Origin of the sequence: Streptomyces kebangsaanensis, from assembly GCF_001906585.1 — a bacterium.
In the GTDB taxonomy this organism is placed as follows: domain Bacteria; phylum Actinomycetota; class Actinomycetes; order Streptomycetales; family Streptomycetaceae; genus Streptomyces; species Streptomyces kebangsaanensis.
The window spans coordinates 20,510-43,392 of the sequence record NZ_JUJA01000159.1; the positions used below are offsets into that span (position 1 = coordinate 20,510).

Consider the following 22,883-nt stretch of genomic DNA (forward strand, 5'->3'; position numbering starts at 1 on the left):
TGGCGGGGGTGTGGATCGGCGTGCAGGCGCTGCGGCGCCGCTACCACGACGAACTCGAGCGGGGCGCGATGTCGCCGAGGACGCGGCACCTGGTGGACGTGACCGGACTCGGCGGAGGCGTCGCCCGGGCCCTGGTGTTCGCCGTGGCGGGGGTCTTCGTGGTGCGTGCCGCCGTCGAGCACCGGCCCGAGCGGACCAAGGGGCTGGACGACACCCTCCGCTCCTTCGCCGACACCCCGTTCGGCCCCTGGCTGCTGGCACTGGTGGCGGCCGGTTTCGTGCTCTTCGGCCTGTTCTCCTTCGCCCTGGCCCGCTGGCGCCGGGTCTGAGCCCGCCCGTGCGGGGAACACGGAGCGGATGAACGAAGACGAGCTTCCGCCCGACGGCAGGGCCGTGGAGGTGTACCTCGACCTGCTCCGCGTCCGAATGCCCGAGGAGGACTACGAGCTGTTGCTGGGCGTCGTCGATCCCGTTCTCCGGGCGATCGAGGAACAGGGCGTGCCCTCCGTGGACTTCCCGCTGGAGGGCGCCCACGCGCAGGGCCTGCCGCAGGAGATACGCGACGAGGCCGCCCTGGTCATCGCCACCGCGGTCACCGGCCGGCTGGACAACGAGCTGGTCGTCCTCGACATCGAGGAGACCGGCCCGGTCCGGGTGGTCACCGACGCGGCGACCGCCGCCGACCCGATACGCCTCACCGAGATCGCCGACTACATCCGCGACCGCCACCGGGAGACCGAGGAGCTGCGGGGAATCGCCGAAGCCAGCGACATGCCCACCGACTTCTGACCGCTCCGCTCCGCGGCCCGCCCCACCAGGGCGCGCTGCTCCGGCCCGGCCCGGCGGTACGCGTCACCGCGCGGGTTCCGACACCTGGACGCCGAGTGGGCGGGCCAGGCCCACCACCGCCTCGTCCAGGCGTTGCAGATGCCGCAGCACCCGGTCGGTGACGCGGCCGTACCGGGGGACGCCGGGTGTCCCCTCCGAGCCCAGCAGGGAGGCGATGCTCGGGCCCCGTTCGACCTCGGCGGTGGCGTGCTCGTCGGTCAGGTGGGCGCTGATCGTCGCGATGTTGCGGGTGATCCGGGCACAGGCCCGGCGCAGCCGGGGATCCGCGGCGATCGACGGGTGGGCGGGCAGCAGCTCGGCGGTCGCCGCCAGCGACCTGGCGTGATAGGCACAGGTCTCCAGGAGTGCCACGAGGTACTGGACGGTGCTGCGCCGCGCCCGCATCGGCGTGATCGGATGCGTCAGCGGCTGGGCGGCCCCCCGCAGGTCGCCCAGCGCCTTGTCCAGATCGCGCGCCCGGTCGAGCAGATCGGCCACCGGCCCGCCGCTGAGCTGCTCGACGGCGGCGTGGGCGACGTCGGCCAGCCGTTCCAGCACCGTGACGAGCAGTTCGTCCGTACGGCGGTCGGTGTGCACCGGCAGCACCAGCGCCGCCGCGACGATCCCGCAGGCCGCCCCGAGCGCCGTCTCCTGCACCCGCAGCACCAGCACCGCCGCGCTGTACGTGTGCAGCAGCGTGTACAGCAGCCCCAGCGCCGCGGTGACGAAGAAGGACATCAGCGTGTATGACAGCGGGGCCGTGTAGAACATCAGGAAGACGAACACCAGCACGAGGCCCAGCGCCGGCCACGTGTGCGGCCCGACCAGCCCCGCCAGCACGATGCCGGCCACCACGCCGAGCACGGTGCCCACCAGACGGCGGTATCCCTTGACCAGGATCTCGCCCGTGGAGGAGGTGTTGATGAAGACGATCCAGCAGGTCAGCACCGCCCAGTACCAGCGCTGGCTGGAGAGGAGCTCGCCGCCGGCGATGGCCAGCGCCGAACCCACCGAGACCTGCACGGCCGCGCGCGTCGTGGGCCGCTCCAGCCCGGTCGGGGCCTGCCCCTCCCGTTCGGCCTCCTCGGCACCCGCGATGGCGGCGTTCTCGGCGTCCAGCTCCTCGCGGGAACGGACCGTCGCGGGCGCGTCGTCGGACTCGTCCTGCGGCTCGTCCAGCGCGGTCCTCAGGCCCAGCACCGCGCGGGCGGCCTCGCCGATGCCGCGGAAGACGTCCTGCACGGCCGGCGGGGCGGGCGGGAGGTTCTCCTCGTCGAGGTAGCCCAGGAGCCGGTTGCGCACATGGGACATGGCGGTCCCGCCGCCCTCCCCGACGGGCCGCAGGACGAGCATCGCCAGCGCCCGCAGGTCGCGGCGCAGCGTCTCGGTCGCGTCGCCCCGCACCGGCAGGCGGACGCCCGAGGGGACGGGCGCGCCGGGCAGGTGGAGGGTGAGCGTGTCCGCCCGTTCGGCGCTGCGGGCGTTCAGCACGAGCAGTCCCAGCCGCTCGGCGGCGAGCTCGGCGTCCGCGATCCGCCGCTGCACCAGCCGGGCCACGGCCTCGTCGGAGGTGCCCTCCTCGAGCCGGGACTGGATCATCATGGCCGTCTCGTGCAGCCGGGCCGTGCCCTCGCGCACCGCCTCCAGGACCTTCTCCACCTCGTCCGGGCCGGCGTCCAGCAGCTCCAGCTGGGCGCCCGCCAGCTGGGCCAGACGCACCCGGAACGCCTCGCGCAGCCGCTGCAGAACGCCCGCCGGGGTCTCGTACACGATCACGAACCGCACCAGCGCGCTGCAGGCGAACGCGATCGCGACGACGCCGTACAGCCCGGGCAGCGCCGACGCCGTGGCACCGACGAACAGCGACATGAAGTAGACCTGGAAGCCGATCAGCCCCAGCGCGTTGCCCCGGTCGCCGAACCGGCGGCTGTAGACGGCGCAGAAGATCAGGACGACGAAGAAGACGTCCCCGGCCACGACGTACGGGTTGAGCAGCGCGCCCAGCGACAGGGAGACCAGCGCCACCGGAAAACCGAGGGCGAGCGTGACGGCCTGCCGCCGGCGCTGCTTCTCGCGGATGGCGAAGGTGGCCACCATCGACGAGAGCGCCCCGGCCACCAGGTGCGTCACGGGCACGCGCAGCACGCCGAGCACGGCCAGCGTCAGCGCCAGCGCGCCCGCCGTCCGCGACCCCGCGGCCAGCCTCAGCAGGCCGGGATCGAACGCCGTGACACGATCCCGCAGCCTCACCCAGACCGGCACCTGTGCTGCTCCCACGCCGCCGTACACTCCCGTCCTGCGTCATGATCCGCCCGTCCGCCCGTCCGCCCGTCCGCCCGTCCGCCCGTCCGCCCGTCCGCCCGTCCGGCACGCGGCGGCCGGACCGCTCCCGCACGGCCCGGCCGTCCCCGGCGGGACGGGTCCCGCGCGGTGTCAGAGCCGTCCGGAGTGCTCCCGCGCGACGTACTCCCGCACCTGGTCGGGCGTCATGTACGCGTCGGTGTACTCGAAGTCCTTCAGTTTGGCGGGCTTGCGGGCCTGGAATCCGGTGCGTACGAAATCGTCCCCGGCGACCGCGTTGAGCAGCCAGCTCGTCCCGACCCTGACCTTGGCGACATTGGTGCGCATCGCCCCCAGGTGGTAACCGCGGGTCACCGCCTGGGCGGGCAGTCCGTGCATCTCCAGGCCCAGCGGCCTGGCGACCGCGTCCTTGCCGCCGAGGTCGACGACCAGGCCCAGGTCCTTGTGCTGGTACGGCCGCATGGGCTGGTTGCGCAGGGTCGCGATGAGGTTCTCGGCGACCCGCCTGCCCTGCCGCGTGGCGTGCTGCGCGGTCGGCGGGCAGACGGCTCCGTCGCCCTTGGCCAGGTCCGGCACGGCCGCGGAGTCGCCGAGCGCGAACACCCCGTCGTAGCCGGGCAGGCACATCTCGGCGGTCACCGCGAGGCGCCCCTTGACCGTGTCCGCGCCGAGAGTGGCGATCAGCGGGCTCGCCACCACGCCCGCGGTCCAGATCAGCGTGCGGGTGGGGACCACCCGGCCGTCGGTGAAGGTGACCTCCTCCGGACCGGCCTTGGCGATGGACACCCCCAGGGAGATCTCGATGCCCCGGCGGCGCAGGTCCTCCTGGGCGCTGCGGCCCAGCCTCTCGCCCAGCTCCGGCATCAGCCGGGGCGCGATGTCGATCAGGTGCCACTTGATCAGCGACGGGTCCAGCCTGGGGTAGCGCCGGACGGCGGCGTGCGTCAGGCGCTGCAGGCAGGCGGCGGTCTCGGTGCCGGCGTACCCGCCGCCGACCACCACGAACTGCAGCCGCGAGGCGCGCTCCGCCGGATCGACGCTGGCGTCGGCCAGGTCCAGCTGGGAGATGACGTGGTCGCGGATGTAGGCGGCCTCGGCGAGCGTCTTCATGCCGAAGGCGTGGTCCGTCAGGCCCGGGATGTCGAACGTCCGGGTGACGCTGCCGGGGGCCAGCACGATGTAGTCGTACGGCTCGTCGACGACGCGGCCGGTGAGGGTGCGGATGACGCAGACCTTGGACCTCAGGTCCACGCCGATGGCCCCGCCCGGAATGATCCGGGTGCGGTACTTCGTGCTGCGGCGCAGGGAGAGGGCGATCGACTGGGGCGTCAGCACCCCCGAGGCGACCTGGGGCAGCAGCGGCAGATAGAGCTGGTAGGAGAACGGTGTCACCAGCGTGATGTGGGCTTCGCCGGGGGAGAGCCTGCGCTCCAGACGGCGGACGCACTCCACGCCGGCGAAACCTGCGCCGACCACCAGGATCCTGGGTCGTGTCACGGTGTTCATCCCTTCTGCGGCTCCGGGCGGTTCCGGGCGGTCTGCCCCGGACGTCATGCGACTGCCCTGGATCGCCGCGTTCGCACCTTCGGTCCCGCCGTGCCGCCGGTCGCCGTCCGGCACGGCCGTCCCCCACGGGTTCCCAAGATCGGGCGCGGTATCGCGCGCCGAGGTGCTCCGGAACCCTCCCGGCGGATCAGGGAAGCGGACGGGAGGCGGCCCCGGACGGGAGCCGTACGGCGGGCGGTCCGGCCGTACCGGCGACGTGCGACAGCAGCAGGCACACGTCGTCGTCGCGTTCGGAGTCGCTCAGCAGGGGGTCCAGGATGCGGTCGGCCGAGCCCTCCAGGTCGGTGTCCAGCTCCTCGGACCCGAAGGAGCCGAGGGCCGCCGCGAGCCGCTGGATGCCCGGGTCGATGCCCTGGGCCCGCCGCTCCACCAGGCCGTCGGTGTAGAGCGCCAGCGTCGAGCCGGGGGCCAGTCGGACGGTGTGGTCGCCGATCTCCTGGCGCAGTGGGATGCCGAGCATGGCGCCGGGCTTGGCGTCCAGGATCCGCACCCGGCCGTCCGGCAGGCGCAGCACGGGCGGCGGATGTCCCGCCGCGGCCCAGGTGAGCGTGGGGTCGCCGGGGCGGAAGCGGGCGATGACCGCGGTGGCGTACAGGTCGGGCTGCAGGTGGTGCAGGAACATGTGCAGCCGGGTCAGCAGCTGGCCGGGGCTGCCGCCGTCGACCGCGTAGGCGCGCAGCGCGGTGCGCAGCTGGCTCATCATCACGGCCGCGTGCAGTCCGTGCCCGGTGACGTCGCCGATGACGGTGATCAGGCTGCCGTCAGGCTGCCGGAAGGCGTCGTACCAGTCCCCGCCGATGTTCAGCCCGTGCGTGGCCGGCAGGTAGCGCGCCGCCAGGGCCAGGCCCGGGGTGGCGGGCAGGTCGGTGAGCAGCGCGCGCTGCAGCGTCTCGGCGATGTCGCGGTTGTGCTCGAAGCGGCGCGCGTTGTCGAGGGCGATGCCGGCCCGGCGGGTCAGCTCGATCAGCATCACGGCGTCGTCCGGGTCCCAGCGCTCCCCGGGCGGCGACAGCGTCAGCACCCCCAGCGGCGCCCGCCGCGCGAGCAGCGGGACGCACAGCAGCGGCCGCTTCGGGTTCAGCGCGGACGGCGGCTGGTCGTCGACGCCCGGCAGACCGCCGGGGTGGTCCGCCGCGTACTGCGGGCGCCCGGTGCGGGCCGCGAGCACCGCGGCCGCCGGATGCGGCGCGGACCCGTGCCGGTCGTCCTCCTGGTCGAACAGCCATACGTCGACGCCGGCGGCGTACCGGGGCACCAGCAGGTCCGGCAGCCGGCGCACGATCTCCTCGTGGTTGAGCGAGGCGTTCAGCGCGGCGCTGGCGTCCGCCAGGAACGTCAGTCTGCGCCGGGCGTCCTCCGCCTCGGTGCGCGCCTTGCGCTCGGCGGCGAACGCCTTGCGCTGCGCCCGCCCGGCCGCGTCCAGCTCGGCGTGCAGCGCCAGGACGCCCTGGTTGGTCTGGTGCAGTTCCTCCCGGTGGAAGGCGACCAGTTCCTCCTGCTCGGCGAGCTTCTCCAGGGTCAGCACGGTGTCCTCGTCGGCACCCAGCAGCGCCTCGGCCAGGACGGCCGGGTCGTCCGGTACGTCGGCGTCCGGCAGCCCGCCGTCCGGCACCTGCCCGGTCTCGGGGCAGGCGACGGAGGTCCGCCACGGCGGTTCCCCGGCGGCGCTCGCCTCCCGGTCCGGGGTCAGCGTCAGCTGCAGGAGCCCCTCGCCGTCGCCGGGCGCCGGCACCTGGAGGGCCAGCCGCCAGGTGCCGCCCTTGGCCAGGCACTGGCGCAGCCGGGCGCCGAGGTCCGTGGCCAGCCGGGCCCGGTCGAGCGCGAGCACACCGCAGGCGGTGGCCAGGCGGGCGACGGCGATCCGGGCCCGCGCCGCGTCGGTGACGGTGCTGACCTGCCACGTACGCGTCATGGGCGCCCTGCCGGGGCGGGGGTCAGTACGGCCACGGCGGTGTCGTCCCGCACCGGGCGGGCGGGGCTGCTGGCGCCCCGGACGGTCACGGCGGCCGTCACCGCCGGGTCGGCGGCGTGCGCGTCCGGCTCGGACGGCGGGGTCCAGCGGCTCGGCAGGCCGTCGCTGTGCAGGATCAGCAGGCTGTCGGCGGTCCAGTCCAGCCGGGTCTCGGGCAGCCTCGCGGGCCGGTGCGCGCCGACGATGCCCGGCCGGGACAGCAGGTGGCGCCAGGTGCCGCCCTCGCGCAGCCGGGCCCCGACGTTGCCGACGCCGGAGAAGCACAGCCGCCCGGTGCCCAGGTCGAGCTGGGCGAGGGCGACGGCCGCGCCCCGGGTGCCGCGCAGCGCCTCGTCGAGCCGGCGGAGCAGGTCCGCCGGGGTGAGGTGGGCGGCGCCGCGCAGGGTCTCGACCGCGGCGGAGGAGGCGTGGGCGGCCTGAAGGCCGTGACCCAGACCGTCGGCCAGCATCAGGGTGAGCAGGTTTCCGGCCCGCACCCACGTCCAGGCGTCGCCCGAGTGGTCCGCGCCCCCGTAGGGGATGTTGACGCCGCCCGCCCGCGCGGGGGCCGCCGGTTCCCGGACCACGGCCCCGGCACGCCGGCCGGCGGCGCCTATCCGGGCCAGCGCCACCGTGCCCCGGCCGGGCGCGCTGTGCAGGTGGAAGTCGTCGGCGACCCGCCGGCAGGTGCCGAGGCCGGCACCGAGCGACCGGGTCGTGGAGAAGCCGTCGCGCAGCGCGGCGGCGACATCGGCGATGCCCGGCCCGTGGTCGACCGCGGTCACCTGCACCACCGGCGTCTGCTCCCCGCCTTCGCGCGGCGCGGGCGGCGGGACGACGTCGATGAGGACCTGGCCGCCCTCCGCGTGCTTGAGCAGATTGGTGGCGAGCTCGGTCGCCACCAGGGCGGCGGCAGCGGTGCGCGGCCCGTCCAGGCCGGCCAGCGCGGCCGCGCCCTCCGCCGCGACCCGGGCGTCGCGCACCCGGGTCGAGTCGTGCACCGGCACGTCCCACACGCGCGGCATCAGATCACCTCCCGCGGGCGCGGGGGCCGCGAGGCCCAGGACGTCACGGTGACGGTGGTGCCGGCGCCGGGGGCGCTGTCGAGGGCGAAGTCGTGCACCAGGCGCCGGGCGCCGCCCAGGCCCATGCCCAGCCCGTCGCCGGAGGTGTAGCCGTCGCTCAGCGCCCGCTCCAGGTCCGCGATGCCCGGCCCCTCGTCGCGGAAGGTCAGCCGCAGCCCGTGCACCCGCCCGCTGACCACGTGCGCCGTCTCCATCTGCCCGCCTCCGCCGTGCACCAGGGTGTTGCGGGCCAGCTCGCTGGCCGCGGTGACCAGCTTCGTCTGGTCCACCAGGCCGAAGCCGAGCTGGGCGGCCGCCTGACGCACGTGCTGGCGCACCCACACCAGGTCCATGTCCGAGCGGATCGGCAAACAGGCCTGAACGCCCGCCGCGATGTCCATCACGGGCTCCCCGGACGTGTGCCGCCGGGACGGAGCACCGGGTCCGTCGCGCCGAGCAGCCGCAGGGCGTCCTCGGTGGTCAGCGCCGTACGCAGCCCGGGCAGCGTCAGCCCCAGCTCCACCATGGTGATCGCCACCGCGGGCCGCATCCCGGCCACCACGGTCTGCGCGGCGAGCAGCCTCGCCTTGGCCGCGATCTCGGCCAGCACCCGGCCGAGGAAGGAGTCGACGATCTCCACGCCGGAGATGTTGATCACCACGCCGGTGGCCCGGTCGCCGGCGATGGCCTCGCCGATGTCCTGCAGGAGCTGTTCGGCCGTGCTGTCGTACAGGTCTCCCTGGAGAGTGACCAGGAGCACGTCACCGAGCCGGAGCACCGGCACGTGTCCCGCAGCGGGCCGGGAGAAGCCGTCGGTCACCGCTCACCCACTCCGCCGGCCGACGGCGTGACGATGCCCACGCCCAGCTTGCGCAGGGCGTGGGCCAGGGCGTCGGCGAGGGTCGCGCGGGTGACCACCGTGCCCAGGTCCAGACCCAGGTGGACGATGGTCTGCGCGATGGCCGGACGGATGCCGGAGACCACGCACTCCGCGCCCATCAGCCGGGCGGCGGCGACCGTCTTCATCAGGTGCTGGGCCACCAGCGAGTCGACCGTCGGCACCCCGGTGATGTCCAGGATCGCGAAGCGCGCCTGCTGGTCGACGACCGCCTCCAGCAGGGCCTCCATCACGACCTGGCTGCGGGCGCTGTCCAGCGTCCCGATCAGTGGCACGGCCACTATGCCGTCCCACAGCTTGATCACGGGCGTGGCGACCTCCAGCAGTTGCAGCCGCTGCCGGTCGATGAGGGCCTGGCCCTCGTTGAGCGCGGTCTCCATGACCACCAGCCGCAGGGTGCCCATCAGCACGGTCAGGAGGGTCGTGCTCTCCCGCAGCAGGTCCGCCGGGGCGTCCGGGAGGTCGGCGAGCAGCAGGTCGAGCACCGGCGGACGCAGGGCGTCCACGTCGTTGGACACCTGCGAGGGGGTCAGGCCCGTACGGGTGCGTGCGGCCCCCATCCTGGAGAGCTGCTCGCGCACCACCAGGAACCCGCCGGCCTCCGGGTCGGCCGCCCGGCCCGAGACGGCCACCTGGGCCAGGGCGTCGACCACGACCCGGCCCGCCTCGACCGCCTCGTCCCGGGAGACGGTGAACACGGTCCGGAAGAGGGTCTCGTCGGCCCAGCGCTGGGCGATCTGCTCCCGGCGGCGGTGCAGGAAGTCCCCGACCTCCCGAGCCGGCGAGCCCTGCTGTCCTACCGCTTCCTGTTCCGGCACCCTGTTCAACTCCTCGATCGCGTTCCCCACCACCAACCTGGCCTGCCGCAGGCCGAGGAACGGCGGTACACCCCTTGCCGGGCGACCACTGTAGTCGCGGGCCCACCTCGGACGACACCGCGTCCGAGGGCCCCGGGCCCGTGCTCGCGCGGCGGCCGGGCAGGGGTGTGCGCCCCGGCCGGCGGCGGTCGGGCAGGGCACGGCCACCGGGCGCACACCCGGCGGTCACACATGTGTTCACGATGTCGTCGGCCCCGGTGAGCCGGCACGCGGCGGCGAAGAGGGCCGCCCGACGGCCCGGCTCCTGCCCGGCCCGCTCAGTCCCGCCGCTCCGCGTTCTCCTCCGGCCCCTCCGGCTGCTGGTCCACCAGGGCGAGCGCGTCGTCGGCGGTCTTGGAGACCGGAACCGTGATGCTGACGCCCGTGAGGTCGAGGATCCGGCGCACGGCCGGGGTGGGGGCGATGATGTGCACGCTGCCCGGCCGGTCGCGGACCTCCTGGTACACGCGCAGGATGATGTTCATGCCGGAGGAGTCCATGAAGGGTACGCCGGACAGGTCGAGAAGGAAGTGCCGCCGGCCGTGGTGGAGCTGGTTGGCCAGATGGGCCTGCAGCTCCGTCGCGGTGTCGACGTCCAGGTAGCCCCCGACCGTGAGGAGGGCGACATCCTCCCGGACCAGGGTGACCTCGACGGACAGCGGGTTCTGGGCAATGGGCACGAGTACCTCCAACGAGAGCCGACGGCGTGTGCTGGTTACCCCCGTCGGCGACTTCGATGCACACCGGTTCCGTGATCGAGCTCTCACGACCGCCGCCGGTGGTGACCGCACTGCGCCCCCGCGCCTACCCTCGGACCGGAGGCTCATGCGCGCCCGGCGGATTCCCTACGGCAACGGCGTGCCCCCGGTGGCGTTGAGCACCTCGGCCGTGATGAAGCTCGCCCGCTGAGAGGCGAGGAAGACGTACGCCGGAGCCATCTCGGCCGGCTGGGCGGGCCGCCCGAGCGGCGCCTGCTTGCCGAACTCCTCGGTGTCCGGCAGCGTCGCGGGGATCAGCGGCGTCCACACCGGCCCCGGAGCGACGGCGTTGACGCGGATCCCGTCCGCCGCCACCATCTGCGCCAGCCCCTGGGTGAACGTGACGATCCCGCCCTTGGTCATGGCGTAGTCCAGCAGGTGCGGACTCGGCTTGTACGCCTGCACGGACGTGGTGTTGATGATCGAGGCCCCGGCGCCCATGTGCGGCAGTGACATCCTGCACAGCCAGAACATGCCGTACAGGTTGGTGCGCACCACCCGGTCGAACTGCTCGGTGGAGATGGCGCCGATGCCGTCCGGCTGGGACATCTGGTACGCCGCGTTGTTGACCAGTACGTCGATGCGGCCGAACTCCGCGACCGTATGGTCCACCAGCTCCCGGCACCGCCGCTCCTCACGGATGTCGCAGGCGACCGGCACCGCCGTGCGTCCGGCCTCCTCGACCAGCCGTGCGGTCTCCCGGGCCTCCTTCTCCTCCTCCGGCAGATGGGTGAACACCACGTCGGCGCCCTCGCGGGCGAAGGCGATCGCCACGGCCCGGCCGATGCCCGAGTCGCCGCCGGTCAGCAGGGTCTTGCGGTCGGTGAGCAGACCGCTGCCCCGGTACGACTCCTCCCCGTGGTCCGCGGCGGGTCCATCGGCCCGGTCCAGCCGGGGTGCTCCTGCTCCTGCTGCGGGAACTCCGGCCGCGGATGCCGGGTCGTCGGGTCCTGCCGACGGTCGTCGGACATGGTGCACCTCCGTGGGGTACGCCCGTGGACGACGGGCGTGCGTACGTCGCGTCCAAGTGCCCCGACCCGCACGGCACACACCCGACGGCCCGGGTGCCGTGATTTTTCCGCCGCGACGGCGCCCGGCCACGGCGGCCCGGCGGTGCCGAACCGGGCCGGTGAGGCTCCTGCGCGGAGCCGGACCGGTCCTCGCCGGACGGGCGCCGGACGGTCCGGGGCGCCGGCCCCGGACGGGACTACCCGACCCGGATGCCCACGATGCAGGTGTCGTCGTCCGTGTCCGACCTGCTGTAGGTCAGCAGGCGGTCCAGCTGCTGGTCGAGGGTCTTGGGCGCGCTGCTGGCCGTGGTGAGCAGGTGGGTCAGCGACTCCTCCACGGAGCGGTCCCGGCGCTCGATCAGACCGTCGGTGTACATCAGCAGCGTGTCCTCCGGAGCGAACTGCACCTCGGCCTCCTCGTAGACGGCCTCCGGTACGGCACCCAGCAGCAGCCCCTTGACCAGCGGCAGCGGTGCCGCCTCCCGGCCGCGGACCACCACGGGCGGCAGATGGCCCGCCCGTGCCCAGCGCAGCGTGCGCCGCCCGGGGTCGTACAGCGCGCAGACCGCGGTCGCGGTGACGGCACCGGTCAGGTGGTGCGCCACGATGTTCAGCCACGACAGCAGCTGGCCCGGCCCGGCCCCGGTCACGGCGAGCCCCCGCAGCGCGTTGCGCAGCACCACCATGCTGGTCGCGGCCTCGATGCCGTGGCCGGCCACGTCGCCCACGCACAGCAGCACCAGCCCGGAGGGCAGCACCACGGCGTCGTACCAGTCGCCGCCCACCAGCTGCTCGGTCTCCGCCGGCCGGTAGCGCACGGCGATCTCCAGGCCCGGCACCCGCAGCGGCGCCTGGGCCGGCGGCATGATGGCGTGCTGCAGCTGCAGGGTCAGCCGGTTGCGTTCGGTCGCCTGCTGCTCGGTGTGGGCCAGCTGGTCCCGGGTGGCGGCGAGCGCCACCTCCGTCCAGTGCTGGGCGGAGATGTCCTGGTAGGCCCCGCGGACGACGAACAGGCGGCCGTCGGCGTCCAGCACCGGCTCGGCGACCACCCGGATGTGCCGGGTCACCCCGTCGGGCCGCTGCAGCCGGAAGGCGGCCGAGGCAGGCCGGCGGTGGTTCAGCAGGGTGCGCAGGAACCGGCCGATGGCCACGGCGTCGTCCGGGTGCGCGTGGGCCGGCAGCTCCTCCAGCGGCACCGGGCTGCTCGCCGGGGTGCGGCCGTAGAGGTGGAACAGCTCGTCGTTCCAGGTGATCTCACCCGTCAGCAGGTTCTCCTCGAACCCGCCGATCCGGCCCAGCCGCTGCGCGTGCTGGAGCAGGCTGGCCAGCCGGGCCGTCTCGTCCTCGATGCGCCAGATCAGCAGCACGCTGTTGCCGTGCCGGCTGATGCTGATGTCCGCGACCGCCGACAGCGACACCTGGTCCACCAGCGCGGTCAGCTGCATGCGGCGCGTCCGGAACGGCTCACCGGTGGCGTACACCCGCTCCACCCGCTGGAACAGCTCGCTCTTCCCGGCGGACATCGGATAGGCCTCGAGGAGCATCGCCCCGCTGATCACCGCGCGCGGCCGGCCGGCCGGGTCGAGGAAGCGGCTGTTGACGTGCTGGATGCGGAAGTCCACCAGCTGCCCCGAGTCGTCGACGCACGGCACGAGCACCAGCGCCGGGTCGTGCAGCCCGTCGGCCAGGTCCATCAGTTCGGCCGCGTCCGGCAGCACCCGCGGCTCCTGGCCCGGGCCCTGGCACGGCGTGTACGTCTCCAGGGTGTGCGCGCACAGTTCGGCCAGGGCCTCCACCTGGCGCACGACCTGCGGCGGCTGCGGGGCGAGCGGCCCCGGCCAGGCGATCTCCAGCACGCCGTGGATACGGCCCCCGGTGCCGGCGGGCACCGCCACCCGGCCACCGTCCGGGTGCACGTGCCGGCCGATGGTGGGCAGGCCGGTCTCGGCGAGCGAGACGAACCACTGGCCCGTGCGCTCGGTGAGCCCCCGGCGGGCCACCGTGGCCACCTCCGGCGGCACGTACCGCCAGCGGGTGGCCTCGGCCGGGGAGAAACCGGCACTGCCGGCCAGGGTGAGCGAGCCGTCGGCGTCCGCCGCCCAGACCGCCACCGCCACCGCGCCGAGCGGGCGCAGCGCGTGCTGCAGCAGGGAGTCGGCGACGGCCTGGGTGTCGTCCGCGGCCAGCGCCCCGCTCTCCGCGGCGCGCAGCCGCACGGCCGAGTCGCGCTCGGAGGCTCCCGCCGCGGCGGCCAGGAAGGCGTCGGTGACCTCGGCCACCCGGTCGCGGGCGGCCTGGTTGATGACCTCCACCGCGAACTCCAGCGGCGTCACCTTGGACTGCTCGGTCAGCTCCGCCAGCTGCCGGGCGGCCTGCGCCGGACCGCAGCCCAGGCGCTCGACCAGGATGCCCTTGGCGAGCTCGATCAGGGCCCGGCCCTCGGCCTCCGCCTGCGCCGTGCGGACCTCGTGGCGCAGCCGCTCCACCGTCGCGGCCAGTCTGCCGACGGGAGAGGTCGGGGAGACGCCCGCCAGGTCCGGCTGCTCCGGGCGCGGCCCGGCGGCGGGCTCACGCGGCTGCTCGGTCGTGCTCACGATGCGAAAGCTCCTCGGCTGGACGACGACGGCGTGCTCACGCGCTCAGCCAGCGCCGGACGCAGGCGATCAGGTCATGGGTGTCGACGGGCTTGGTGACGTAGTCGCTCGCGCCCGAGGCCAGGGACTTCTCCCGGTCTCCCGGCATCGCCTTCGCGGTGACGGCGATGATGGGCAGCCCGGCGTACCGCGGCAGCTTGCGGATCTCCGCCGTGGCCGTGTACCCGTCCATCTCCGGCATCATCACGTCCATCAGCACCAGGGCGATGTCGGGATGGGCGAGCAGCGTCTCGATGCCTTTGCGCCCGTTCTCCGCGTGCAGCACCCGGAAGCCGTACATCTCCAGGATCCCGCTGAGCGCGAACAGGTTGCGCGCGTCGTCGTCGACGACGAGGACGGTACGGCCCCGGAAGGTGTCGTCGACGGGCGGCGCGAGGTCCTGCGGATCCTCCGGCCGGACCAGGGACAGCACGTCCCCGGGCTCCTCCGCCGACAGGTGCAGGGCGATGCGTTCGCGCAGCTCGTCCAGGCTGGACAGGAACTCCAGGGAGCCGTCGTCCGCGTGCGAGCGCAGCGCCTCCGCCCGGGCCACGTCCGGGCGGTGACCGCTGTGCACGAGCACCGGTACCCCGGTCAGCCCCGAGTCGCCCTGGAGCGCCCGCAGGAACCGGGACGCCTCGCCCTCGGGCATGTCCAGGTCGAGGATCACGCAGTGGCACGGTTCGGCGGCCAGCGCGCCCGCCGCCTCCTGCGCCCCCACGGCGGTGATGACGTCCACCGCGGGCAGCCGGCCGCCGTCGTCCGGGCTGTGCCGGGCCAGGTCCGTGACCACGCTCTCGGCGACCAGGGTCAGCAGCCCGCGCGCCCGCTCCTCCACGACCAGCAGCCGGCGCCGGCGCCGCCCGGCCGCCGGGCCCGCGGACTGCGGCGCGGCGACCAGGGTGGCCGTGGCCGCGGAGACGAGCTCGGCCGGCTCCTTCTGCGGGGGGTGGCCGGTGCCGAGCAGCTGCTCGAAGTCGGGCCGGGCCACGGGCAGGAAGAGCGTGAAGGTGCTGCCCCGGCCGGGCGCGCTGTCCACGGCGACACCGCCGCCGAGCAGATGGGCGATCTCCCGCGTGATGGACAGGCCGAGGCCGGTCCCGCCGTACTTGCGGCTGGTGGTGCCGTCCGCCTGCTGGAAGGCGCCGAAGATCGACTCCAGGTGCTGCTCCGGGATGCCGATGCCGGTGTCCCTGACCCGGAACGCCACGACGGCGCCGCCCCGGACGACGCCCTGGGGCACCTCGTCGTCCGCCGCGGGCTCGATGCGCAGCTCGACACCGCCCTGCTCGGTGAACTTCACCGCGTTGGACAGCAGGTTGCGCAGGATCTGACGCAGCCGGGACTCGTCGGTGAGCAGGTCGGCGGGCGCGCCCGCCGCGGTGCTCACCTCGAACTCCAGGCCCTTCTGGGTCGTCATCGGCCGGAAGGTGGCCTCGACGTACTCGATGAGCCGGCGCAGCGACACCCGTTCGGGGGTGACGTCCATCTTGCCGGCCTCGACCTTCGACAGGTCGAGGATGTCGTTGATCAGCTGCAGCAGATCGCTGCCCGCGGAGTGGATGATGCCCGCGTACTCCACCTGCTTGGGGGTGAGGTTGCGCGAGGGGTTCTGGGCGAGCAGCTGGGCGAGGATGAGCAGGCTGTTCAGCGGAGTGCGCAGCTCGTGGCTCATGTTCGCCAGGAACTCCGACTTGTACTTCGAGGCCAGCGACAACTGCTGGGCGCGGGTCTCGAGCTCCTGCCGGGCCTGTTCGATCTGCAGGTTCTTGGCCTCGATGTCGCGGTTCTGCGCCGCCAGCAGCGAGGCCTTCTCCTCCAGTTCGGCGTTGGAGTGCTGCAGCTCCTCCTGCTGGGCCTGCAACTCGGCGGATCGGGCCTGGAGTTCGGCCGTCAGCCGCTGCGACTCGTCCAGCAGCTCGTCGGTCCGGGCGTTGGCCACGATCGTGTTGACGTTGACCCCGATGGCCTCCCGCAACTGCTCCAGGAAGTCCCGGTGGACCGGCTTGAACGGGGTGACCGCCGCCAGCTCGATCACCCCGAGGACCTGGTCCTCGAACAGGATCGGCAGCAGGACCAGCGCGGCCGGCACGGCCTCGCCGAGACCGGAGGAGATGGTGACGTAGCCCCGGGGCAGCTCGTCGACCGTGATGGTACGGCGGCTGCGCGCGGCCTGGCCGACCAGGGAGCGGCCGAAGGAGAAGCGGGTGGGACGGGTGTCGTCGTCGGGACGGCCGTAGGAGCCGACGAGCCGCAGCTCCGCTCCGCGCTCGCTCTCCTCGGCGAGGTAGAAGGCGCCGTACTGGGCCGACACCAGGGGAGTGAGCTCCTCCATGATCAGCTCGGCCACGACGGGCAGGTCGCGGTGGCCCTGCATCAGTCCGGTGATCCGCGCCAGGTTGGTCTTGAGCCAGTCCTGCTCCTGGTTGGCCCGGGTGGTCTCGCGCAGGGACTCCACCATGGAGTTGATGTTGTCCTTGAGTTCGGCGACCTCGCCGGAGGCCTCCACGGTGATCGACCGGGTCAGGTCGCCCTCGGCCACGGCGCTGGCCACCTCGGCGATCGCCCGCACCTGGCGGGTGAGGTTGCCGGCCAGCTCGTTGACGTTCTTCGTCAGCCGCTTCCAGGTGCCCGACACGCCCTCCACCTCGGCCTGGCCGCCGAGGCGTCCCTCGGTGCCGACCTCGCGGGCGACGCGGGTGACCTCGTCGGCGAACGAGGAGAGCTGGTCGACCATCGTGTTGATGGTCGTCTTCAGCTCCAGGATCTCCCCGCGCGCGTCGACGTCGATCTTCTTCGACAGGTCGCCGCGGGCCACCGCGGTCGTCACCAGCGCGATGTTGCGCACCTGGCCGGTGAGGTTGTTCGCCATCGAGTTGACGTTGTCGGTGAGGTCCTTCCAGGTGCCCGACACGCCCTTGACGTCGGCCTGGCCGCCGAGGCGTCCCTCGGTGCCGACCTCGCGGGCGACGCGGGTGACCTCGTCGGCGAACGCGGACAGCGTGTCGACCATCGTGTTGATCACGTCGGCGAGGGCGGCGACCTCGCCCTTGGCCTCGACCGTGATCTTGCGGGACAGGTCGCCGCGGGCCACGGCGGTGGCGACCTGCGCGATGGAGCGGACCTGACCGGTCAGGTTCGACGCCATCACGTTGACGTTGTCGGTGAGGTCCTTCCAGGTGCCCGACACGCCCTTGACGTCGGCCTGGCCGCCGAGGCGTCCTTCGGTGCCGACCTCGCGGGCGACGCGGGTGACCTCGTCGGCGAAGGCGGAGAGCTGGTCGACCATCGTGTTCATGGTGTTCTTCAGCTCCAGGATCTCGCCGCGGGCGTCCACGGTGATCTTCTGGGAGAGGTCGCCCTTGGCGACCGCGGTCGCCACCTGGGCGACGTTGCGGACCTGGTCGGTCAGGTTGCCCGCCATGGAGTTCACCGAGTCGGTCAGATCCCGCCAGGTGCCCTTGACGCCCTTGACGTCGGCCTGGCCGCCGAGGCGTCCTTCGGTGCCGACCTCGCGGGCGACGCGGGTGACCTCGTCGGCGAACGCGGAGAGCTGGTCGACCATCGTGTTGATGGTGTTCTTCAGCTCCAGGATCTCGCCGCGGGCGTCCACGGTGATCTTCTGGGAGAGGTCGCCCTTGGCGACCGCGGTCGTCACCTGGGCGACGTTGCGGACCTGGTTGGTCAGGTTGCCCGCCATGAAGTTCACCGAGTCGGTGAGGTCCCGCCACACGCCGGCGACCCCGGGCACCTTCGCCTGGCCGCCGAGGCGTCCTTCGGTGCCGACCTCGCGGGCGACGCGGGTGACCTCGTCGGCGAACGCGGAGAGCTGGTCGACCATCGTGTTGACGGTCTCCTTCAGCTGCAGGATCTCGCCGCGCGCCGGCACGTCGATCTTCTGCGACAGGTCGCCCTTGGCCACCGCCGTCGCCACCTGGGCGATGTCACGGACCTGAGTGGTCAGGTTGCCCGCCATGGCGTTGACCGAGTCGGTCAGATCGGCCCAGGTCCCGGACACCCCGGGCACCTCCGCCTGCCCGCCGAGCGTCCCCTCGGTGCCGACCTCCCGGGCCACCCGGGTGACCTCCGAGGTGAACACGGACAGCTGGTCGACCATGCCGTTGAACACGGTCGCGATGTCGCCCATGAGTCCGTCGGCGTCCTCGGGCAGACGTGTGCCGAAGTCTCCGTCCCGCACGGCCGTCAGACCCGCCAGGAGCTGCCTCAGCTCCTGGTCGCCCGGAACGGCGTCGACGGCCTCGGTCCTGTCGCTGGTCATGCGCACCCTCGTCCCGCTCCCCAGGGAGTCCTCGGCGGTGAGGACTCGTCAGCCTCGCCGGTCCGTGGCGGACCCGGACGTCGTGTCGGTGTTTCCGCATGTCACGGACCTGCGCGATGACAAAATACGTGGCAGGGTAACCCACCCGGGCGGCACCGGACAAAAACCTGTGCCCATGACCTCGTTCTCCCCCCGGCTCCCTCCGGCGGGAGCCGCCGCCGCGCCGAATGCGGCCGTCCCGGCAGGGTAGTTGCTGCTGTGAGAGCCGACGGAGTGGAAGGAGCAGTGTGACCATCGACATCATCTGGTCGTATTCGCCGCGGGTCGGTCCTGCCGAGGGGCTGGACCTGACCGGCTTCACCGTCGTCGCCGCCGACGGCACGATCGGCCATGTGGACAGGGAGGCCGACCCCTTCGGGATGCGGCATCTGGTCGTGGACACCGGAGTGTGGGTGTTCGGCCGGAGCGTGCTGGTGCCGGCGGGCGTGGTGACCGGCATCGACCCGGAGGAGCGGCGCGTATCGGTGGCCTGCTCCAGGGGCGAGATCAAGGCGGCGCCGCGCTTCAGGACCGACAGCGAGACGAGGGAGCGGGACTATCTGACGCGGGTGGGGGACTACTACCACCGGCTTCCGCCCCGCGAGCCGAGCACGGCCTGACGGCGGGCGGGACACCGTCCCGCCGTCACCAGGGCAGGAAGACGTGCACGTCCTTGCCGCGGTCGTGGACGACCACGCTGACCTGGTCGCACAGGGTGTGCACCAGGTGCCAGCCGATACCGCCGCCGCCGCGGCTGGGATGGAACGGGCGCGGGGCCGGCGGCGTGGTGCTGGTGTCGCTCAGCGTGACGTGCACCCCGTCGAAGGTCCGGCGCATCCGCAGTTCGAAGGGGCCCGGCGCGTACTGCACCGCGTTCGCCGCGAGTTCCGTGACGACCAGCAGGATGTCGTCCCAGTGCTCCGGTGCCGCCGGCAGCGAGGCCCGTGCGAGGTCGTCGAGGAACTCCTCCGCGGCGAGGCGCGCACCCGTCACATGGTGCAGCTCGCCCGTGAAGCGGGCGGTGCGACTCGGAATCCCCTCGGTAGCCAGTGCGTCGTCCCAATGCGGCTCGGTTGCCATCTCGCCTTCCCGGCCCGGCGTGAGCAGGGCGTCGTCCTTTCCTTCCCTTCCGTCCCACTGTCTTGTTCCCGTGCGCGCAGAGCCTACGCGTGCGCATCCACCCGCAAGGGACGCCCCGACTCCGGAAAGGGTTCCGGTACCGCACGGGCGTCAGGCGGCTGCCCCGCGGGCGCACATACGGGGGTCGTGGATCGTGCCGTGGGATTCCCAGGAGGGGAGGCAGCAGGCGTCGTAGAGGTCCTGCCACGCGCGGGCCGTGGGGGAGCTGTTCCCCGGCATCCGTACCGCACGGGCGGCGAGGAGGCGGCGGTGGGAGCGGCCCGCGCGGGTCGCCGCGGTGAGCAGCAGCAGGAACGCCACGGTCAGGACGGCGGCGGGCTCGCGCAGGCGGCCGGCGATGCTCCACGCGTCCACCGCGCCCACGACGACGGCCAGCAGGATCCAGAGGAGTTGGCGGCGGAGGTGGTGCGTCATGGCGGAGCTCCTTCGCGCGGATCGGCGACACGGGTTCATTCCTCCGCCTGCGACGAACCGGCGGATCTAAACCCGCGCGGTCCGGGTGCTCGGCCGAGACCGTCCACGACACGCCGTGGCCGTCCGCCGGCAGGAGCGCCGGGGCGCCGGGGCGCCGGGGCCGGGCCCGGAAGGGCTGCGGGGCGCTCCGGTGCGGTGCGGTGCGGTGGCGGTCGGGGCGGTTGTGCGGTCCGGGTGTCCGGCCGGGGGATCGTCCAGGGCACGCCGTGGCCGTCCGCCGGCAGGGTCGCGAGGAACAGCGGGCCGATGATGCCCGGGGCCGTCCCGGGCCGGGCCCGGAAGGGTCGCGGGGCGCTCCGGTGCGGTGCGGTGGCGGTCGGGGCGGTTGTGCGGTCCGGGTGTCCGGCCGGGGATCGTCCAGGGTGTGTCGTGGTCGGTTGTCGGCAGGGACGCCGGGGGTGGTGTCCGGGGACGGCCCGGGTGGGGCCCGGAAGGGGCGCGGGGGCCCCGGCGCGGTGTGATGGCGGCCGGGTGGCGCTGTCCGGGGCCCGCGCCCAACTTCCTTGAGAGCGGGACGGGTTGCCCGCGTTCAGCGGAAGACGCTGTCGGAGTCGTCCCAGTCGGCCGTCGGGTCGTTCGCCGCCGGCCGCCGCGGAGCGCGCGCACGCGCCGCGTACATGGCGTCGATCTCGGACGCGTAGTACGCCACTATGGCGTCCCGGCGCAGCTTCATGGACGGCGTGAGCAGCCCGCCGGCCACGTCGAAGGGCTCCGGCAGCACCCGGAAGACCCGGATGGACTCCGAGCGCGAGACGGTGCTGTTGGCCGCGGCGACCGCCCGCCCGATCTCCTCCCGCAGCGCGTTCTCCTCGCGCGCCTCACGTCCCTGCGCGTCGCCCTGCAGGGCCTGCGCCGCCCGCCAGTGCGCCAGGAAGTCCGGGTCCAGCGTGATCAGCGCCCCCACGCACGGCCGGTTGTCGCCCACGACCACCGCCTGGTGGACCAGCGGATGCATCCGCAGGCGCTGCTCCAGCGGAGCCGGAGCCACGCTCTTGCCGCCGCTGGTGATGATGATGTCCTTCTTGCGCCCGGTGATCGTCAGATAGCCCTCGGAGTCCAGGTGCCCGATGTCACCGGTGGCCAGCCAGCCGCCGTGCAGCGCGGCCCGGGTCGCGGCCTCGTCGCCCACGTACCCCTGGAACACCGACGGCCCCCGCACCAGGATCTCCCCGTCGTCCGCGGTCTCGATCGTCGTGCCCGGCAGGGCCTTGCCGACGGTCCCCGACCTCTCCCGGCCCAGCGGCTGCATGGTGATCCCGCCGGCGGTCTCCGTCAGCCCGTACCCGTCGTGCACGTGGATGCCGATGCCCTCGTAGAACAGGGAGAGCTCACGGTTGAGCGGGGAGCCGCCGGAGGTGGCCCGGACCACTCTGCCGCCCAGCGCGGCCCGCAGCCTGCGGTACACGGTCCGTTCGTACAGGGCGTGTTGCAGCCGCAGGTCGAGCCCGGGACCCGAGCCCCGGCCCAGCCGCTGCCGCTCCTGCGCCGCGGCGAAGTCCCGCGCCGTGTCGGCGGCCCGCTCGAACAGCGCGCCGCGGCCCGTCTGCTGGGACGTGCGCAGGAAATTCTTGTAGATCTTCTCGAAGACGGACGGCACGGCGTAGAAGTACGTCGGCCGGAACGTCCGCAGTGCCGACGCCAGCGCCTCCTCGCCGAACTCGGGCTCGTGCCCCATCAGGATGCCGCCGCGGATGCACAGGCCCTGGATCATCAGCCCGTACACGTGCGAGAACGGCAGGAAGGCGAGCACCGACGCCTGCTCGCCGGGCGGCGCCGCGGTGTGACCCCAGCCGGCCAGCAGCGTGTCGCAGGGGCTCGCCAGCGCACGGTGGCTCAGCGCACAGCCCATGGCGCGGCCCGAGGTGCCGGAGGTGTAGGCGATCGCGGCGGTCGCGTCCGGGAGCACGATCCGGCGCAGCGAGTCGACGGTGGTCGGGGGTATCACGGCCCCCCGTTGCACCAGCTGCTCCAGCGCCCCGGCGTCCAGCTGCCACACGTGCTGCAGCCGGGGCAGCCCCGCGCACACCGAGCCGACCGTCATCACGCCCTGCTCGTCCTCGACGACGACGGCCACGCACTCGGCGTCCCGCAGGATCCACTCGACCTGGTCGCGCGAGGAGCTCGGATAGATCGGGACGACCTCGGCGCCGACCGCCCACAGCGCGTACGCGAGGACCGTCCACTCGTACCGGGTGCGGGCCATGACGGCCACGCGGTGCCCCGGCGAGATCCCGGCGGCGACCAGGCCCCTGGCCAGGTCGCGCACCTCGTCGCGCAGCTCCGCGGCGGTCACCTCCTCCCACACCGGGGAGGAGGGGTCCGTACGGCGCGCGAGCACCGGCAGCGCGGGACGTGTCCGCGCGGTCTCGAAGACGCTGTCGGCGAGCCCACCGGCCGGTGAGGCGACCGCGGACGGAGCGAGGGCGAAGTCGGGCATGCGCTGCTCCTGGGTTTTACGGAGGGTGACCCCGCCGATGAGTACCGTTGTCGACGCGGGTCGAATGTAGCCCAGGTCAACGCGTCAGGGCCACGGAACCGGGAAGCGGCACCGTTTTGTTGATCTCGTCCCGTTCGGGGGACTCGGCACACATGAGTTACGTCAATCCCGATCCAGAACCCGAGCGGACCCCCGGACTGGAGCCCGGGGGCGGTGTGCCGCCCGGCGAGACCCCGCCCGCCGAGAGCAGCATGCCCGAGGCGGGGCCCCGGCAGCCGGACAGCACGTCCAGGGGCTGGGCGAAGGCCCCGCTCATCCTCATCCTCGTCCTCGTCCTGGTGGTCGCCATCGGATTCCTGACGTACGCCCTGGGTCTGATCCTCTGACTCACCCCTGGGTGTGGCGCACGCACTCCGTGACGACCTTCCGCAGGCTGCCGGTCCGCTCCATCAGCTCGCGCTGCACCCGGGCGCCGCCTCCGCCGCGCAGCACCCCGTCCACGGCCTCGCGCGCCCGGTCCAGGTCACCGGTGGAGGCGAGGGCGTCGGAGACATGGTCCAGCAGAGCCCGTACCACCGACCGGGCGGGCAGCGGCCGCAGGGTCACCGGGTGGAGCAGTTCCCGCGCCAGGCCCGCCCGGGCGGCCTG

The 22,883-nt window shown here is 73.5% G+C and carries 17 protein-coding genes and 2 pseudogenes; 4 read left to right on the plus strand and 15 right to left on the minus strand.

Annotated features, from left to right (window positions below; translation table 11 throughout):
• Positions 1-329: DUF1206 domain-containing protein (locus RH94_RS45005; protein WP_234426135.1), on the plus strand; the 329-nt coding region annotated here is incomplete at its 5' end.
• Between the two features lie 28 nt (positions 330-357).
• Positions 358-789 carry a hypothetical protein gene (locus RH94_RS29740; RefSeq protein WP_073951451.1) on the plus strand — a complete coding sequence of 144 codons (432 nt, stop codon included), beginning with the start codon at positions 358-360 and terminating at the stop codon, positions 787-789.
• Positions 790-852: 63 nt separating this feature from the next.
• On the opposite strand, the gene RH94_RS29745 is transcribed toward RH94_RS29740, so the two are convergent.
• From RH94_RS29745 to RH94_RS29795, 11 genes and pseudogenes are all read right to left on the minus strand, one after another.
• Entirely contained in the window at positions 853-3,117 is a 2,265-nt protein-coding gene (locus tag RH94_RS29745; RefSeq protein WP_073951452.1) for an FUSC family protein, read from the minus strand.
• Positions 3,118-3,261: 144 nt separating this feature from the next.
• Positions 3,262-4,635: an NAD(P)/FAD-dependent oxidoreductase gene (locus RH94_RS29750; protein ID WP_073951453.1), complete on the minus strand. Its 1,374-nt coding sequence runs from the start codon at positions 4,633-4,635 to the stop codon at positions 3,262-3,264.
• Between the two features lie 187 nt (positions 4,636-4,822).
• Entirely contained in the window at positions 4,823-6,607 is a 1,785-nt protein-coding gene (locus RH94_RS29755) for a PP2C family protein-serine/threonine phosphatase (protein WP_073951454.1), read from the minus strand.
• Positions 6,604-7,671, minus strand: a complete 1,068-nt coding sequence (locus RH94_RS29760) for an ATP-binding SpoIIE family protein phosphatase (protein WP_073951455.1) — start codon at positions 7,669-7,671, stop codon at positions 6,604-6,606. The genes RH94_RS29755 and RH94_RS29760 overlap by 4 nt, the downstream gene beginning before the upstream one ends.
• Positions 7,671-8,111, minus strand: coding sequence for an anti-sigma regulatory factor (locus tag RH94_RS29765; RefSeq protein ID WP_073951456.1), 441 nt, complete (start codon positions 8,109-8,111; stop codon positions 7,671-7,673). Before RH94_RS29765 ends, RH94_RS29760 begins: the two co-directional genes overlap by 1 nt.
• Positions 8,111-8,530 carry an STAS domain-containing protein gene (locus RH94_RS29770; RefSeq protein WP_073951457.1) on the minus strand — a complete coding sequence of 140 codons (420 nt, stop codon included), beginning with the start codon at positions 8,528-8,530 and terminating at the stop codon, positions 8,111-8,113. Before RH94_RS29770 ends, RH94_RS29765 begins: the two co-directional genes overlap by 1 nt.
• Positions 8,527-9,426: an STAS domain-containing protein gene (locus RH94_RS29775; protein ID WP_073951458.1), complete on the minus strand. Its 900-nt coding sequence runs from the start codon at positions 9,424-9,426 to the stop codon at positions 8,527-8,529. Before RH94_RS29775 ends, RH94_RS29770 begins: the two co-directional genes overlap by 4 nt.
• 317 nt (positions 9,427-9,743) lie before the next feature.
• Positions 9,744-10,145, minus strand: coding sequence for an STAS domain-containing protein (locus tag RH94_RS29780; RefSeq protein WP_073951459.1), 402 nt, complete (start codon positions 10,143-10,145; stop codon positions 9,744-9,746).
• 165 nt (positions 10,146-10,310) lie between these two features.
• Positions 10,311-11,194 (minus strand): annotated as a pseudogene (locus RH94_RS29785) (SDR family oxidoreductase).
• A gap of 236 nt (positions 11,195-11,430) precedes the next feature.
• The gene (locus RH94_RS29790; RefSeq protein WP_073951460.1) at positions 11,431-13,827 is read right to left on the minus strand and encodes a SpoIIE family protein phosphatase; all 2,397 of its coding nucleotides are present in this window, start codon (positions 13,825-13,827) and stop codon (positions 11,431-11,433) included.
• A gap of 37 nt (positions 13,828-13,864) precedes the next feature.
• The gene (locus RH94_RS29795) at positions 13,865-18,145 is read right to left on the minus strand and encodes a HAMP domain-containing protein (RefSeq protein ID WP_073951461.1); all 4,281 of its coding nucleotides are present in this window, start codon (positions 18,143-18,145) and stop codon (positions 13,865-13,867) included.
• Between the two features lie 287 nt (positions 18,146-18,432).
• Here RH94_RS29795 and RH94_RS29800 point away from each other — a divergent pair, with 287 nt between their 5' ends.
• The gene (locus RH94_RS29800; RefSeq protein ID WP_073951462.1) at positions 18,433-18,804 is read left to right on the plus strand and encodes a hypothetical protein; all 372 of its coding nucleotides are present in this window, start codon (positions 18,433-18,435) and stop codon (positions 18,802-18,804) included.
• 25 nt (positions 18,805-18,829) lie between these two features.
• On the opposite strand, the gene RH94_RS29805 is transcribed toward RH94_RS29800, so the two are convergent.
• The 3 genes from RH94_RS29805 to RH94_RS29815 all read right to left on the minus strand — a co-directional run bounded on the left by RH94_RS29805 (position 18,830) and on the right by RH94_RS29815 (position 22,235).
• The gene (locus tag RH94_RS29805; protein ID WP_073951463.1) at positions 18,830-19,264 is read right to left on the minus strand and encodes an ATP-binding protein; all 435 of its coding nucleotides are present in this window, start codon (positions 19,262-19,264) and stop codon (positions 18,830-18,832) included.
• 150 nt (positions 19,265-19,414) lie between these two features.
• Positions 19,415-19,738 carry a hypothetical protein gene (locus RH94_RS29810; protein ID WP_073951464.1) on the minus strand — a complete coding sequence of 108 codons (324 nt, stop codon included), beginning with the start codon at positions 19,736-19,738 and terminating at the stop codon, positions 19,415-19,417.
• A gap of 589 nt (positions 19,739-20,327) precedes the next feature.
• Positions 20,328-22,235 (minus strand): AMP-dependent synthetase/ligase, encoded by a 1,908-nt coding sequence (locus tag RH94_RS29815; RefSeq protein WP_073951465.1) that lies wholly within the window; start codon positions 22,233-22,235, stop codon positions 20,328-20,330.
• 152 nt (positions 22,236-22,387) lie between these two features.
• Between RH94_RS29815 and RH94_RS29820 the strand changes: the two genes are divergently transcribed.
• Positions 22,388-22,621: a DUF6480 family protein gene (locus tag RH94_RS29820; RefSeq protein WP_073951466.1), complete on the plus strand. Its 234-nt coding sequence runs from the start codon at positions 22,388-22,390 to the stop codon at positions 22,619-22,621.
• 1 nt (position 22,622) lies between these two features.
• Here RH94_RS29820 and RH94_RS45010 read toward each other — a convergent pair.
• Positions 22,623-22,883 (minus strand): annotated as a pseudogene (locus RH94_RS45010) (carboxylate--amine ligase); the annotation flags it as partial.